Source organism: Microbulbifer guangxiensis, from assembly GCF_021729075.1.
Taxonomy (GTDB): domain Bacteria; phylum Pseudomonadota; class Gammaproteobacteria; order Pseudomonadales; family Cellvibrionaceae; genus Microbulbifer; species Microbulbifer guangxiensis.
Genome location: NZ_JAJSAQ010000002.1, coordinates 169,823 through 183,298, shown reverse-complemented (window position 1 = coordinate 183,298; position 13,476 = coordinate 169,823). Strand labels below are relative to the sequence as shown.

The window sequence follows — 13,476 nt, the reverse complement described above, 5'->3', positions numbered from 1 at the left end:
CAATGACTCGTATAGATCTGGATAAGCGGAAACCAATCGTGGCCAAGAAAGTTATTCTTATCGCCGTGCTGCTGGCTCTCGCCACGGCTTTCTTTGTATTTGATCTCAACGAGTGGCTGACACTGGAGCGGTTGAAAGAGGGGCAGGCGCAGTTCGCGGCCTGGCAGAAAGAGTCGCCGCTGATTGTCGGCTTGCTGTTTACGCTGCTCTACATCGCGGTCACCGGGCTGTCCCTGCCCGGGGCTGCGATCCTATCGCTGGCTGCCGGCGCGCTGTTCGGGCTGCTGTGGGGCACCGTCATCGTCTCCTTTGCGTCGAGTATCGGTGCCACCCTGGCGTTCCTGGCTGCGCGCTACCTGCTGCACGACTGGGTTCAGGCACGCTTTGGTGAGCGGCTGCAGGCGATCAACCGCGGTGTCGAACGGGAGGGCACCTTCTATCTGTTTGCCCTGCGGCTGGTGCCGGTCTTTCCGTTTTTCATCATCAATATCCTGATGGGCCTGACCCGGATTCGAACCTGGACTTTTTACTGGGTCAGCCAGCTGGGCATGCTGCCGGCCACGGTGGTCTATGTGAATGCGGGCACCCAGCTCGCCCATATCGAGAGTCTTGGCGATATCCTCTCTCCTCCCCTGATTCTTTCCTTTGCCCTGCTGGGTGCCTTCCCCCTGCTGGCCAAATGGGCGCTGCGGGCCATCAAGCGGTTCAAATCCGCACGGGAGCACTGAAACATGCAGAAGCCGAAGCAGTTTGACCGCAACCTGATCGTGATCGGTGCCGGTGCCGCCGGGCTGGTGAGTGCCTATATCGCCGCGGCGGTGAAGGCGAAAGTGACCCTGATCGAGGCGGGGGAGATGGGGGGCGACTGCCTCAATACCGGCTGTGTGCCGAGCAAGGCGTTGATCAAGTGTGCGCGTGTGGCACAGCTGGCGCGGGAGTCCGGTCAGTTCGGCGTGCGGTTGCCGGAGCCGGAAATCGATTTCCCCGCGGTGATGGCCCATGTGCGCCAGTCCATCGAGACCATCGAGCCCCACGACAGTGTCGAGCGATACACCGGCCTCGGTGTCGAGGTGCTCAAGGGCTATGCAAGATTACAGGATCCCTGGACTGTTCGCGTCAGCCTCGATGATGGCAGTGAGCAGACACTGACCGGCCGCGCCATTGTTCTCGCCACTGGTGCTTCACCCATAGTGCCGCCACTGCCGGGACTGGATCAGGTCGGGTACGTCACCAGTGAAACCCTGTGGGAGCGGTTCGCTGAGCTCGAGCGAGCGCCGGAGCGGCTGCTGGTTCTCGGCGGCGGTGCCATCGGTTGTGAACTGGCCCAGGCATTTGCCCGGCTCGGCTCCGAAGTCACGCTAGTGGAAAAGGCTCCACGTCTGTTGCCGGCCGAGGACGAAGAGGTCTCTGTCGCGGTTGCCGAAGCTCTGGCCATGGATGGTGTCACCGTGCTGACCGGCACCGAGGCGGAGCGCTTTGAACCGGTGCAGCAGGGCGGGGGACAAGCTTTCGTAAGTAGTGCCGGGGATGAGCGGTCACTCGCATTTGACCAGCTGTTGCTGGCGCTGGGGCGCCGTCCGCGGGTAGAGGGTTTTGGCCTGGAGGAGCTGGGGCTGGTCGAGGACGGCCGACTGAAAACCGATGGATACCTGCGCTCAGTGCAGCCACATATCCTGGCAGCCGGAGACCTGGTGGGGCCGTATCAGTTTACCCATATGGCTTCGCACCAGGCCTGGTATGCGGCAGTGAACGGCCTGTTTGGTGACCTGAAGAAGTTCCGGGTCGACTATTCCGTCGTGCCCCGGGCGGTGTTCGTGGATCCCGAGGTGGCCAGTGTCGGCCTGACGGAGAGCCAGGCTCAGGAGCAGGGGATTGCCTACGAGGTCACCCGCTACGATCTGGAAGGGCTGGACCGGGCCATCGTCGAGGGCAGTCGCCGCGGTTTTGTGCGGGTGCTGACGGCGAAGGGCAAAGACCGGATTCTGGGGGCGGCGATCGTGGGTGAAAATGCCGCAGAGCTTATTGCCGAGTTTGTCATGGCCATGAAGCACGGCCTGGGGCTCAACAAGCTGCTGGGCACCATCCACATCTACCCGACGATGATGGAGGCGAATCGCTCTGCCGCCGGCGACTGGAAACGGGCCCATGCACCAGAAGCAGCGCTCAAGCTGCTGGCGCACTTCCACCGCTGGCGCCGGGGCTGAGCGAATGGGGGCGCTGAAAAGCGAGGGTGTGAGTGATTGCTGTTGCTATTGGCTGGAGGCGGGAGCCGCAGAAGGGCCCCCTCCGGATCGGTCAGAGCGCTGAGGCGGCTGCGGCCTCGACGGCAGAATTGTTTTCCGCCAGCGCTTCCTCGGCCCGGCGTTCGGCCTCCGCTTCGGCGAGCCGCTGTTCCTCAATGCGGCTGCTCCAGCTCAACAGCGTCTGGTAGTGACGGATATTCTGCACATAGGTGACCGGTTCCCAGCCGCGGGCGTAGCCGTGCCTGGTCTGCTTGTAGTACTGGCGCTTGGCCAGTAGCGGCAGGCGCTCGCGGACGTCAGTCCAGCGGTCCGGGTTGCCGCCGGTTTTTTCGGTCAGCACGCGGGCATCCTCCAGGTGGCCGTAACCCACGTTGTAGGCGGCCAGTGCCATCCAGGTGCGGTCGGGCTCGCGGATTCGCTCGGGGAGTTTGTCGCGGATCTGGACAATATAACGGGCGCCGCCCTCGATACTCTCTTTGGGATCGAGGCGATTGACCCCGAGTTCTTTTGCGGTGCTGCGGGTCAGCATCATCAGGCCGCGCACGCCGGTACGCGACTTGGCGCGGGGGTTCCAGTGGGATTCCTGGTAGCTGAGCGCGGCCAGCAGGTGCCAGTCCAGTTCATACTGCTCGGCCACTTCCTGCATCACATCACGCCACTGGGGCAAACGCTCGCGGGTGCTCTTGGCGAAGGCCTTGGCGCCACCGGGATTCAGCTTGCTGACATGACCGAAGAACTTCTCCCGCAGCTCCGCCACCAGGCCGCTGGTATTGGCGCGCACCATAAAGCGTCGGGCAGCCAGGTACAGGGTGTCATCGTCCCCCTGGGGGAACGCCCAGGCGACGGGCTGGAAACGGGTCAGGTCGAAGGCCACGTGGGTGTTGGCGAACAGGCCGCGGTGGACTGCATAGGCATTGGAATCCACTATCGCGTAGTCATATTCCCCCTGGTCCACCTTTTCCATCAGCTCCACGGCGTCTACGTCGCTGATTTCCTCCCAGCGCAGGCCGGGATGCCGCCTGGCCAGGCGCTTGAGCTCCTCGGCATGGGCGCTGCCGGCCACGACTGCCACCGTTTTGCCTTCCAGGTCACTGATATCCCGCGGGCGCTCTTCGCCCAGGCGGTAGATCACCTGCTGGCGGATCTCGAAGTAGGAGGGGGTAAAACGCACCTGCTCACGCCGCGCCTCGGTGACGGTCAGGCCCGCTGCCGCCAGATGGGCCCCTTCCCCCGGGTCGGTCAGTCGGCTGAACATCTGGTCGAGGTCGTGGACGTCGCGGATCTTCAGTTGCACGCCCAGTTCGTCGGCAAAGGCCTTCAGCATGCCGTACTCGAAGCCGGTGTGATTGCCGCTGGCGTCCTCGTAATAGGTGGTGGGGCCGTTCTGGGACAATACCACCAGCTTGCCGGAGGCCTTGATGCGCTCCAGGGTCGTGGGCGCCTTGCTGGCCACCAGCAGCGACGCACAGCAAGCCAGTGCCAGGCCTTTGGCGAGGCGGCGGCTATAGCGCAGCATGCGGCTTTTCATGATCATACGCGTCCCCTCTAGTCCCTTAGTTGTTACTTTTATGCCTGCGGTCTAGCGCGGCGGGGACCGGCACGGGGCTCATCCTGAGCAAGGTGTCCCCCGGGTTCATGGGGGTGCGCCGGTCAAAAGGTGGCCAATTCTACCCCAAGGTGCCAGCCCTGCCTAATGGCGGGGCTACCGGGGTGAACCGGACCGATACTGTGTGATGTGAGGGCACTTGTCCCTAGGTCAAGTTTAGTAGGGCCCGCTAGACTGAAAGGGCGGCAACATGAAATGCGCGCCAGTTTCGCCTGTTTCCTCGCTCGCCGGATCGAGCAAAAAATGTCCGTGCCCCGCTGGGTGCTGGGCAGTGTTGGAGCGGCGTGGCTTCGGGTACAATTGCGCCCTCTCCAATCCCCGGGGTCTGCGCGATCGTTCTGCGGCGCATTCTCCCCACATTCAGACAAGAGGCAAACTCCCGCGATGCTAGTTCTGCGTGGTGCTCCCGCACTGTCGAAATTTCGCCACCAAAAGTTACTCAGCCAGCTGCGCGCCCTGCAGCCTGCCATCGAAGATGTCTACGCCGAGTACGTGCATTTCTCTGACACCGACAAGCTCAGCAAGAAGGAGCATGCGCTGTTGGAGCGACTGCTGCAGTACGGCCCCACCGAGGAGAAGCACGAGCCGCAGGGCGAGCTGCTGCTGATCGTGCCACGCCCGGGCACCATCTCCCCCTGGTCCTCCAAGGCGACCGACATTGCCCACAACGCCGGCCTCACACAGATCCACCGCCTGGAGCGGGGTGTTGCCTACTACCTTACCGGCATTGAGTTAACCGAAGCTGAACGGCACGACCTGGCATCGCAGCTGCACGACCGCATGGTGGAGAGTGTCTTTTTTGACCTGAACGACGCCGAGCAGCTGTTCGCGGAAGAAAAAGCCCGCCAGATGACCTCGGTTGACGTGCTCGACGGCGGTCGCATGGCCCTCGAAGAAGCCAACGTGAGTCTCGGCCTGGCGCTGGCAGATGACGAGATCGACTACCTGCTGACCAGCTTCGGGGAGCTGGAGCGCAATCCCACCGACGTAGAACTGATGATGTTCGCCCAGGCGAACTCCGAGCACTGCCGTCACAAGATCTTCAACGCCAGCTGGACCATCGACGGCGAGGACATGCCGCACTCCCTGTTCGGCATGATCCGCAATACCTACCAGAAGGGCGGCGACAATGTGTTGTCCGCCTACTCGGACAACGCCGCGGTGGTGGTGGGTTCCAAAGCCGGCCGCTTCTACCCGGACCCGGAAACCAAGGCATACGGCTTCAGTGTCGAGCCGATCCATATGCTGATGAAGGTGGAGACCCACAACCACCCGACCGCTATCGCGCCCTTCCCGGGTGCGGGCACCGGGGCCGGCGGTGAGATCCGCGACGAGGGCGCCGTAGGCCGCGGCTCCAAGCCCAAGGTGGGCCTGACCGGCTTTACCGTTTCCAACCTGCAGATCCCGGACTTCTTGCAGCCGTGGGAAGTGAACTACGGCAAGCCCGAGCGCATCGTGACCGCGCTCGACATCATGATCGAGGGCCCGATCGGTGGCGCCGCGTTCAATAACGAATTCGGCCGCCCGAATATCTGCGGTTACTTCCGTACCTTCGAAGAGGATTTCGACGGCGAGCGCCGCGGCTACCACAAGCCGATCATGATTGCCGGCGGCTACGGCAATATCCGCGAAGAACATATCGACAAGCCCGAGTTCCAGCCAGGCGCGAAACTGGTGGTGCTCGGCGGCCCGGCGATGCTGATCGGCCTCGGTGGCGGCGCTGCCTCCAGTATGGCCAGCGGCACCAGCTCCGAGGACCTGGATTTCGCCTCCGTGCAGCGCCAGAACCCGGAAATCGAGCGCCGTTGTCAGGAGGTCATCGACCAGTGCTGGCAGCTCGGCGACAAGAACCCCATCGCCTTTATTCACGATGTGGGCGCCGGCGGCCTGTCCAACGCTTTCCCGGAGCTGGTGAAAGACGGCGGCACCGGTGGCAAATTCGAGCTGCGCAATGTGCCCTCGGACGAGCCGGGTATGAGCCCGCTGGAAATCTGGTGTAACGAATCCCAGGAGCGCTACGTGATGGCAGTGATGCCGGATGACCTGGAGCGCTTCGAGAAGATCTGTGCCCGAGAGCGCTGTCCCTTCGCGGTGGTGGGCGAGGCCACCGAAGACAAGCACCTGCTGCTGAACGACAAGAAGTTCGACAGCAAGCCGGTTGACCTGCCCATGTCCGTGCTGTTCGGCAAGCCGCCGAAAATGCACCGCGAGGCGGAAAAGCGTGACGTCAAAACCACGCCCTTCAAGACTGCAGGCATCGACCTCAACGAGGCGGTTGAACGCGTGCTGCGCCTGCCGACCGTCGCCAGCAAGAACTTCCTGATCACCATCGGCGACCGCACCGTGACCGGTATGGTTGCCCGCGACCAGATGGTGGGGCCCTGGCAGGTGCCGGTGGCGGACTGTGCGGTGACCACGGTGGCCTACGACAGCTACGCTGGCGAAGCCATGGCCATGGGTGAGCGCACGCCGGTGGCACTGCTGGATGCGCCCGCTTCCGGTCGCCTGGCCGTGGGTGAGGCGATCACCAATATTGCCAGTACCCGTATCCGCCAGCTGTCCGACATCAAACTGTCCGCCAACTGGATGTGTGCCGCCGGCCACCCGGGCGAAGAGGAAAAGCTCTATCGCACTGTGGAAGCCGTTGGTATGGAGCTGTGCCCGGAGCTGGGCATCACCATCCCGGTGGGCAAGGATTCCATGTCCATGCGCACCGCCTGGGACGACAAGGGGCTGGAGAAGTCGGTCACGGCGCCGCTGTCGCTGATCATCTCTGCCTTCTCGCCCGTGACCGACGTCCGCAAGACGGCGACGCCGCAACTGAAGCCGGGCATGGACAGCGAGCTGATCCTGGTGGACCTGGGTGCCGGCAAGAACCGCCTGGGTGGCTCCTGCCTGGCGCAGGTTTACAACCAGCTGGGTGACAAGCCGGCCGACCTGGACGACGCCGGTCGCCTGCGCGGTTTCTTCGAGGTGATCCAGAACGCGCTGGAAGATGACATCATCCTCGCTTACCACGACCGCTCCGACGGCGGCCTGTTCGTGACCCTGGCGGAAATGTGCTTCGCCGGTCGCGTGGGTGTGGACGTGGACATCTATGAGCTTGGCGAGGACGTGATTGCCGCGCTGTTCAGTGAGGAACTGGGTGCCGTGATGCAGGTGCCGGCCAATGAGGCTGGCAAGCTGGTGCGGCGCCTGGGCGAGCTGGGTGTGCCGGCGCACCGGATCGGTTACCTGAACCGGGAAGAGACCCTGCGTATTACCCGTGAGGGCAATGAGATTTTCAGTCGCTCACGCGCCGAGCTGGAGCAGATCTGGTCCGAGACCAGCTATCGCATTCAGGCCCAGCGCGACAACGCTGATTGCGCGGCACAGGAATTTGCCGCCATCGCCAAGGCCGATCCGGGCCTGTCCGTGAACCTGACCTACGACATCAACGAGGATATCGCCGCCCCTTACATCAAGAAGGGTGTGCGCCCGAAGGTGGCGATCCTGCGGGAGCAGGGGGTCAACAGCCAGGTAGAAATGGCGCATTCTTTCCACCGCGCCGGCTTCAACGCCGTCGATGTGCACATGAGCGACATTCTCGCCGGCCGTGTCACCCTCGACGATTTTCAGGGCCTGGTGGGCTGCGGTGGCTTCTCTTACGGTGACGTGCTGGGTGCCGGTGAGGGCTGGGCCAAGACCATCCTGTTCAACGACCGTGCCCGCGACCAGTTCGAGGCCTTCTTCAACCGCAAGGAAACCTTCGGTCTGGGCGTGTGCAACGGCTGCCAGATGTTCTCCGTGATCAAGGAACTGATCCCGGGTGCCGGCCACTGGCCGCGCTTCGTGCGCAACCTGAGCGAGCAGTACGAGGCGCGTTTCGCGCTGGTGGGTATCGAGGACTCCCCGTCCGTGCTGTTCAAGGGCATGGCCGGCTCCTGGATGCCGGTGGCGGTCGCCCACGGTGAAGGCCGGGTGGAATTCCCCGACCAGAAGGCGCTGGAAACCTGTGAGCAGTCCGGCACCATTGCCATGCGCTACCTGAACAATCACCAGCAGATTACCGAGACCTATCCGGCCAACCCGAATGGCTCGGTGAACGGCATTACTTCCCTCTGTTCCGAGGACGGCCGCGTGACCATCATGATGCCGCACCCGGAGCGGGTCGCCCGTGCCGTCAGCAACAGCTGGCACCCGGATGACTGGCAGGAAGATTCCGGCTGGATGCGCCTGTTCCGCAATGCGCGTGTGTTCGTCGACTGATTGTCATCCTGCCGCTACTCAAAGAGCCTGCAGTCGTGCGGGCTCAGAGTATTCATAAACACCATGGTCCCTTCCAAGAGGATCCGTGGGTAACAGAGCACCAGGACCCATATTTCGAAAACGCATGAATACATCCCTGTAGCTCCGTCGGGTACGTCCTGTACCCGACGGTTTCGAAATATGGGCCCTGGCACTCTGTCTTAAATCCTGCCTGCGGGGCTATGTCACTAGCTTGAGTCCGCACCTTTGCGATTTTTTGTGGCCACTTGCCGCAGCGTTGCAGCGACAAATTACTGGACTCCTTTCTGCGGTACACCTGCGCTCGTCAGGATTTCTGTTTTCTCCTTTGTTCATGCCTTGCCAATCAACGTCGCGTTGGTTTTGCCGACAAAATATCCAGCACCGCGAAGCTGTCTGAACTGCTTACACGTATCTTGATGGAGGTATTGATCAGGACTGTGAGGCAATGATGAGCGACAACAAAGTGAAACCGGTCAGTGCGGTGACGGAAAACGCTGATACATGCTGCTCCCGCCGGCAATGGCTAAAGGGGGCCCTCGGTGCTAGTGCACTTGGCATTATCGGGGGGGCAGGGCTGGCCGGTGTGCCCGGGATCAGCTTTGCGCAGGCCCTGAGCAAGGAGGAGCGCGACAAGCTGACCCCGGACGAGGTCATCCGGATGCTGCAGGAGGGCAACAAGCGCTTTCGTACCGGCAAGATGGAAGAGCAGGATTACCTGGCACAGAAACGTTCCAGTGTTTCAGGGCAGTATCCGGCGGCGGCAATCCTGAGTTGTATCGATTCGCGCACACCGGCGGAGATCCTGCTGGATCAGGGGATTGGTGATGTATTCAATGCCCGCGTCGCCGGCAATATCTGCAGTGACGACATTCTCGGCAGCCTGGAATTTGCCTGCGCTGCGGCCGGCTCCAAGGTGGTTCTGGTGATGGGGCATACCGCCTGTGGAGCGGTGAAAGGGGCCATCGACGGCGTTGAAATGGGCAACCTGACGGGACTGCTCGATCACATTGAGCCTGCCATCAAGGCGACGGAGTACGAGGGCGAGCGGAGCAGTGAGAATCCCGAGTTTGTGGACCGGGTCGTGGTGACCAATGTACGGCGTACCATGGACGAGATTCGCCGCCGCAGCCAGGTACTGTCCGGACTCGAGAAAGAGGGCAAGATCAAGATCGTCGGTTCGCTCTATCACCTCAATGACGGTCGCCTCGAAATGCTGGCCTGAAACGCCGCACTGAAATTTTTCGGGCATTGGCGCGGCACCTGCCGCGCGTTTTTTCTCTACCGCTGAGCTGGCCCACAACGGCCTCAGATTCGCTTCATATGAGCTCAAGGGCAATGCCGGAGTGATCCGGATTGCCCAGGCCTGCTTTCCCTGACTGCTCGACGCAACAGTGTTCTATTCAGAGCTGCAAATCCCGGATTTCCTGCTACACTAAAAGATGGGCTGACAATAAAATTTAGCGCATGGTGCAAGTCAAAGAACTCATCGACGATTACACCTGCTCCCTGGCGCCGCTGCGCCGTGAGCGTGTGGAGGCCTTGCATCACTTTATTCTCACGCAGTATCCCGACGCGCAGGTCTCGCTGCAGTACCGGATGCCCACTTACCACCACGGTAAAGGTTGGGTGTCCGTCGCCAGCCAGAGGCACCATGTCTCCCTGTATACCTGTGACCGGCACCATATCCAACCCTATATCGATCGCCATCCCGATGTGAAATGCGGCAAGGGTTGCCTGAATTTCCGTGATGGTGATGACATTGACTGGGCAGCGCTGGAGCCAGTGCTGCTTTCCGCTTTCAGCAAGGACCACTAGCAAGAACCAATCAAAGGAGGTTGCTATGGCTTACAACGAAGAACTGGTAGAAAAGGTACGTGAGCTGCTACAGGAAAACGACGGACTCACGGAAAAGCAGATGTTCGGCGGTCTCGCTTTCATGTTGAATGGCAATATGGCCTGCGGTGTCGTGGGCGAAGAGCTCATGGTCCGCGTGGGGCCCGACAACTACCAGGACGCCCTGGGCGAGCGTTACACCCGTCCGATGGATTACACCGGCCGCCCACTGAAAGGCATGGTCTATGTGGAGGAAGATGCCATCGCTGCAGATCTGGATGAATGGGTCAGTCGCGGGGTCGACTTCGCCGGTTCCCTGCCTCCCAAGTAATCCCTCCCGCTAGCATCGGCCAACCAATAGACCCCGGGACGATCACCATCGTCGCCCGTAGCTTGCTGCACACGACAAAGCTCTGCTAGCCAGAGCTTCATTTATCGCCATCACATGCCCGCCTGGGCTTATGTACCCCTTGGCTATGCTTACCCAAACCGAGACGAGGAGCTGCAGGTTGCAGGCCCACTGGGAGCATTTCAGCCATGAGGCCGACATGGGGGTGCGCGGTGTTGGTGATTCTCTGGCGCAGGCATTCGAGCAGGCCGCGTTGGCCATGACCGCCATTATCGCCGATCCCGCCAGAGTGCAGCCGGCAAAGCCGGTATCCATTCGCTGTGAATGCCCCGACAGGGAGCTCCTGCTGGCGGACTGGCTGAATGCCCTGGTCTATGAAATGGCCTGTCACAATATGCTGTTCTCCCGCTTCGAGGTAACGATCGACAATGACAGCTTGTCGGCCACTGCCTGGGGCGAGGCGGTGGATCGTGTGCGGCACCGGCCCACCGTGGAAGTGAAAGGTGCCACCTATACCGCACTGCGGGTCAATCAGAGGGACGACGGCAGTTGGCTCGCCCAGTGTGTCGTCGATGTGTGAAGTGCGATGGCGAGAAATTATCCCCTGCAGCGACAGTCAGAGTTCAGCTGGCGTATCGATCCGTTCGGAAAGATGCGCGTGCCCGGCATCGTTTACGCCGATGAACAGCTGATCGGGGCTATGGACGACAAGGTGTTCGAGCAGCTCTGTAACGTAGCGACGTTGCCGGGCATCGTGCAGGCAGCGTATGCCATGCCGGACGCACACTGGGGCTATGGCTTCCCCATCGGCGGTGTGGCAGCCTTCGATGCCGATGAGGGCGGGGTGGTTTCCGCGGGTGGCGTGGGCTTTGATATTTCCTGCGGCGTTCGCGCCCTGCGCACCGGCCTGACTGCCGACGACATCGAGTCCCGCAAGACGGAGCTTGCCAATGCCCTGTACCAGCAGGTGCCCGTGGGCGTCGGCAGCACCGGGCGCATTCACCTTAACGATAAAGGCATGAACGCCATGCTGCTGGGTGGAGCCCGCTGGGCTGTGGAGCAGGGCTACGGTGAACCCGCTGACCTGGACCATATCGAGGAGCGCGGTTGTATGCGCGGTGCGGACCCGGAGGAGATCTCCGCGCAGGCCCGCCGGCGTCAACAGGATGAAATGGGCACCCTGGGCTCCGGCAATCATTACCTGGAAGTACAGCGCGTAGCGGAAATCTACGATCCAAAGATCGCCACCGCCTTCGGCCTGAAGGAAAACGACGCGGTGGTGTTTATCCACTGTGGTTCCCGTGGTCTGGGTCACCAGATCGGCACCGAGTTCCTGAAATACATGGTGCTCGCCGCCAGCAGTCATCACATTGAGCTGCCGGATCGCGAGCTCGCCTGCGCACCAATCCATTCTGAACTGGGGCAGGCCTACCTCGGGGCCATGCGCGCCGCAATCAACTGTGCCCTCGCCAACCGGCAGATCATCACCCACCTGACCCGGCAGGTCTTTGCTGACGTGCTGCCCGCTGCGGACCTGACGCTGCTGTTCGATGTGTCCCACAACACCTGCAAACTGGAGACCCACACTGTCGCAGGCCGCAAACGAAAACTGTACGTGCATCGCAAGGGGGCTACCCGCGCATTTGGGCCCGGTCACCCGGATATCCCCGAGTCCCTGCGGTCGGTAGGGCAGCCGGTGCTGATCGGTGGCTCCATGGGGACAGAATCCCACATCCTGGCAGGCGCCAGTAGCGGCGAGGCGCTGTCCTTCAACTCCGCCTGCCACGGTGCCGGTCGCGCCATGAGCCGGCACCGGGCCACCAAACTGTGGAGAGGGCGCTCGGTGGTGGATGAGCTGGGCGCGCGGGGTATCGTCATCCGCAGTCCATCGATGCGTGGCATAGCGGAGGAAGCACCTGGAGCCTACAAGGATGTCCGCGCCGTGGTGGACGCGGCTGAGTCCGCGGGGCTGGCGCGTAAAGTGGCACGGGTGGAACCCCTGGTCTGTATCAAGGGCTGATGGTCCCTGGGCCAGGTACTGGCCACTACACTGTGAGACAGCTCAACCCCTACTAACCTTTTTGGGCAATAGGAAGACGGACGTAGTCATGACCACCCTGACATTGAATAACGGCGTTGAAATTCCCCAGATTGGTTTCGGTACGGCCGCCATCGGCGAGTGGCAGCAGGATGACAGCTTTGTCACTGACACCATCCTCAAGGCCATGGCCGTTGGCTACCGACACTTCGATACGGCGTCCGTCTATGGCAATGAGCGCGCCCTGGGGCGGGCGATCCTGCAGTCCGGTATTCCGCGCCATGAACTGTTCATTGTCAGCAAGGTGTGGGACACCGAGCAGGGGCCTGGTACCAGAGATGCTTTTGCACGCAGCCTGGAACGGTTGCAACTGGAATACCTGGATCTCTATCTCGTTCACTGGCCGGTTCCGGCCTATACGCGAGAAACCTGGGAGGCGATGGAGTCTCTCTGTGATGAAAAGAAAGTCCGGGCACTGGGCCTGTCAAACTTCCGCAAATCCGATATCGAGCAACTGGCCACCTTTGCCCGCATCAAACCTGCCTATAACCAGCTGGAACTACACCCTTACCTGATCCAGCAGGCACTGAAGGATTACTGCCAGTTTCACAAGATTGCAGTTTCCTGCTGGTCTCCCCTGGGGTCCGGCAGCTGGAGTGGTGTGGAGAAGAAAGACAAGCCCATCGTCGATCCGGTGATCGTTGCACTGGCAGACAAATACGGAGTGAGTGCCGGTCAGGTCATTCTCAAGTGGGATGTGCAGCAGGGCCGGATAGTCATTCCCAAAGCGGAAAAACTGCAACATATCACCGCCAATTTCTCCCTGTGGGATTTCGAGCTGACCGATGAGGAGATCCAGTCGATCAACGCCCTGAACCGCGACCACCGCTTTGGCGCCGATCCGGATACTGCCCACGATTCAAATATTAAAATACAAGTACCGGATTGAGCGCCTCGCCTCGGGACGCTCTTTTGTCACAGTGTTGCCTTCCTCTCGTCTGGGAACTGCAAGGAATGGCGCTGTATTCGACTGATTGGTCTTTTGATCGTTGTGAAAGTAAAAAAAATATGATTATTTGAAGTCTTGCCTGCCTGGTTTGCCTTTGTGAGGCTCCTCCAAGCTAGGCCAGTCGTCAGC

General features: G+C 61.3%; 10 protein-coding genes. 9 read left to right on the top strand and 1 reads right to left on the bottom strand.

Annotated elements, in window-relative coordinates; all coding sequences use genetic code 11:
* Positions 1-38: 38 nt before the first annotated feature.
* Together LVD12_RS16065 and LVD12_RS04990 are read left to right on the top strand one after the other, a co-directional pair.
* A complete protein-coding gene (locus LVD12_RS16065) occupies positions 39-728 on the top strand; it encodes a TVP38/TMEM64 family protein (protein ID WP_369413363.1) in 690 nt (229 codons plus the stop codon).
* 3 nt (positions 729-731) lie between these two features.
* Positions 732-2,204, top strand: coding sequence for a dihydrolipoyl dehydrogenase family protein (locus LVD12_RS04990; protein WP_255771447.1), 1,473 nt, complete (start codon positions 732-734; stop codon positions 2,202-2,204).
* A gap of 91 nt (positions 2,205-2,295) precedes the next feature.
* Here LVD12_RS04990 and mltF read toward each other — a convergent pair whose 3' ends face one another.
* A complete protein-coding gene (gene mltF / locus LVD12_RS04985) occupies positions 2,296-3,777 on the bottom strand; it encodes a membrane-bound lytic murein transglycosylase MltF (protein WP_237066119.1) in 1,482 nt (493 codons plus the stop codon).
* A gap of 456 nt (positions 3,778-4,233) precedes the next feature.
* On the opposite strand from mltF, the gene purL reads away from it, so the two are divergent.
* The 7 genes from purL (at position 4,234) to LVD12_RS04950 (ending at position 13,287) form a co-directional block, all read left to right on the top strand.
* Positions 4,234-8,097: a phosphoribosylformylglycinamidine synthase gene (purL, locus tag LVD12_RS04980; RefSeq protein WP_237066116.1), complete on the top strand. Its 3,864-nt coding sequence runs from the start codon at positions 4,234-4,236 to the stop codon at positions 8,095-8,097.
* Positions 8,098-8,566: 469 nt separating this feature from the next.
* Positions 8,567-9,340: a carbonic anhydrase family protein gene (locus LVD12_RS04975; protein WP_237066114.1), complete on the top strand. Its 774-nt coding sequence runs from the start codon at positions 8,567-8,569 to the stop codon at positions 9,338-9,340.
* Positions 9,341-9,582: 242 nt separating this feature from the next.
* Positions 9,583-9,933: an iron chaperone gene (locus tag LVD12_RS04970; RefSeq protein WP_237066112.1), complete on the top strand. Its 351-nt coding sequence runs from the start codon at positions 9,583-9,585 to the stop codon at positions 9,931-9,933.
* Between the two features lie 25 nt (positions 9,934-9,958).
* Positions 9,959-10,282, top strand: coding sequence for a TfoX/Sxy family protein (locus LVD12_RS04965; protein WP_237066110.1), 324 nt, complete (start codon positions 9,959-9,961; stop codon positions 10,280-10,282).
* Positions 10,283-10,460: 178 nt separating this feature from the next.
* A complete protein-coding gene (locus tag LVD12_RS04960; RefSeq protein ID WP_237066108.1) occupies positions 10,461-10,880 on the top strand; it encodes an archease in 420 nt (139 codons plus the stop codon).
* A 6-nt stretch (positions 10,881-10,886) separates the two neighbouring features.
* Complete coding sequence (locus LVD12_RS04955) at positions 10,887-12,320, top strand: RtcB family protein (RefSeq protein ID WP_237066106.1); 1,434 nt, start codon at positions 10,887-10,889, stop codon at positions 12,318-12,320.
* Between the two features lie 88 nt (positions 12,321-12,408).
* Complete coding sequence (locus tag LVD12_RS04950) at positions 12,409-13,287, top strand: aldo/keto reductase (RefSeq protein ID WP_237066104.1); 879 nt, start codon at positions 12,409-12,411, stop codon at positions 13,285-13,287.
* Positions 13,288-13,476: the final 189 nt, after the last annotated feature.

Coding starts and splice junctions, on each gene's coding strand:
- mltF (WP_237066119.1), bottom strand. CDS start 3,777: ATGATCATGAAAAGCCGCATGCTGCGCTATAGCCGCCGCCTCGCCAAA.
- LVD12_RS04975 (WP_237066114.1), top strand. CDS start 8,567: ATGAGCGACAACAAAGTGAAACCGGTCAGTGCGGTGACGGAAAACGCT.
- purL (WP_237066116.1), top strand. CDS start 4,234: ATGCTAGTTCTGCGTGGTGCTCCCGCACTGTCGAAATTTCGCCACCAA.
- LVD12_RS04970 (WP_237066112.1), top strand. CDS start 9,583: ATGGTGCAAGTCAAAGAACTCATCGACGATTACACCTGCTCCCTGGCG.
- LVD12_RS04950 (WP_237066104.1), top strand. CDS start 12,409: ATGACCACCCTGACATTGAATAACGGCGTTGAAATTCCCCAGATTGGT.
- LVD12_RS04965 (WP_237066110.1), top strand. CDS start 9,959: ATGGCTTACAACGAAGAACTGGTAGAAAAGGTACGTGAGCTGCTACAG.
- LVD12_RS04955 (WP_237066106.1), top strand. CDS start 10,887: ATGGCGAGAAATTATCCCCTGCAGCGACAGTCAGAGTTCAGCTGGCGT.
- LVD12_RS04990 (WP_255771447.1), top strand. CDS start 732: ATGCAGAAGCCGAAGCAGTTTGACCGCAACCTGATCGTGATCGGTGCC.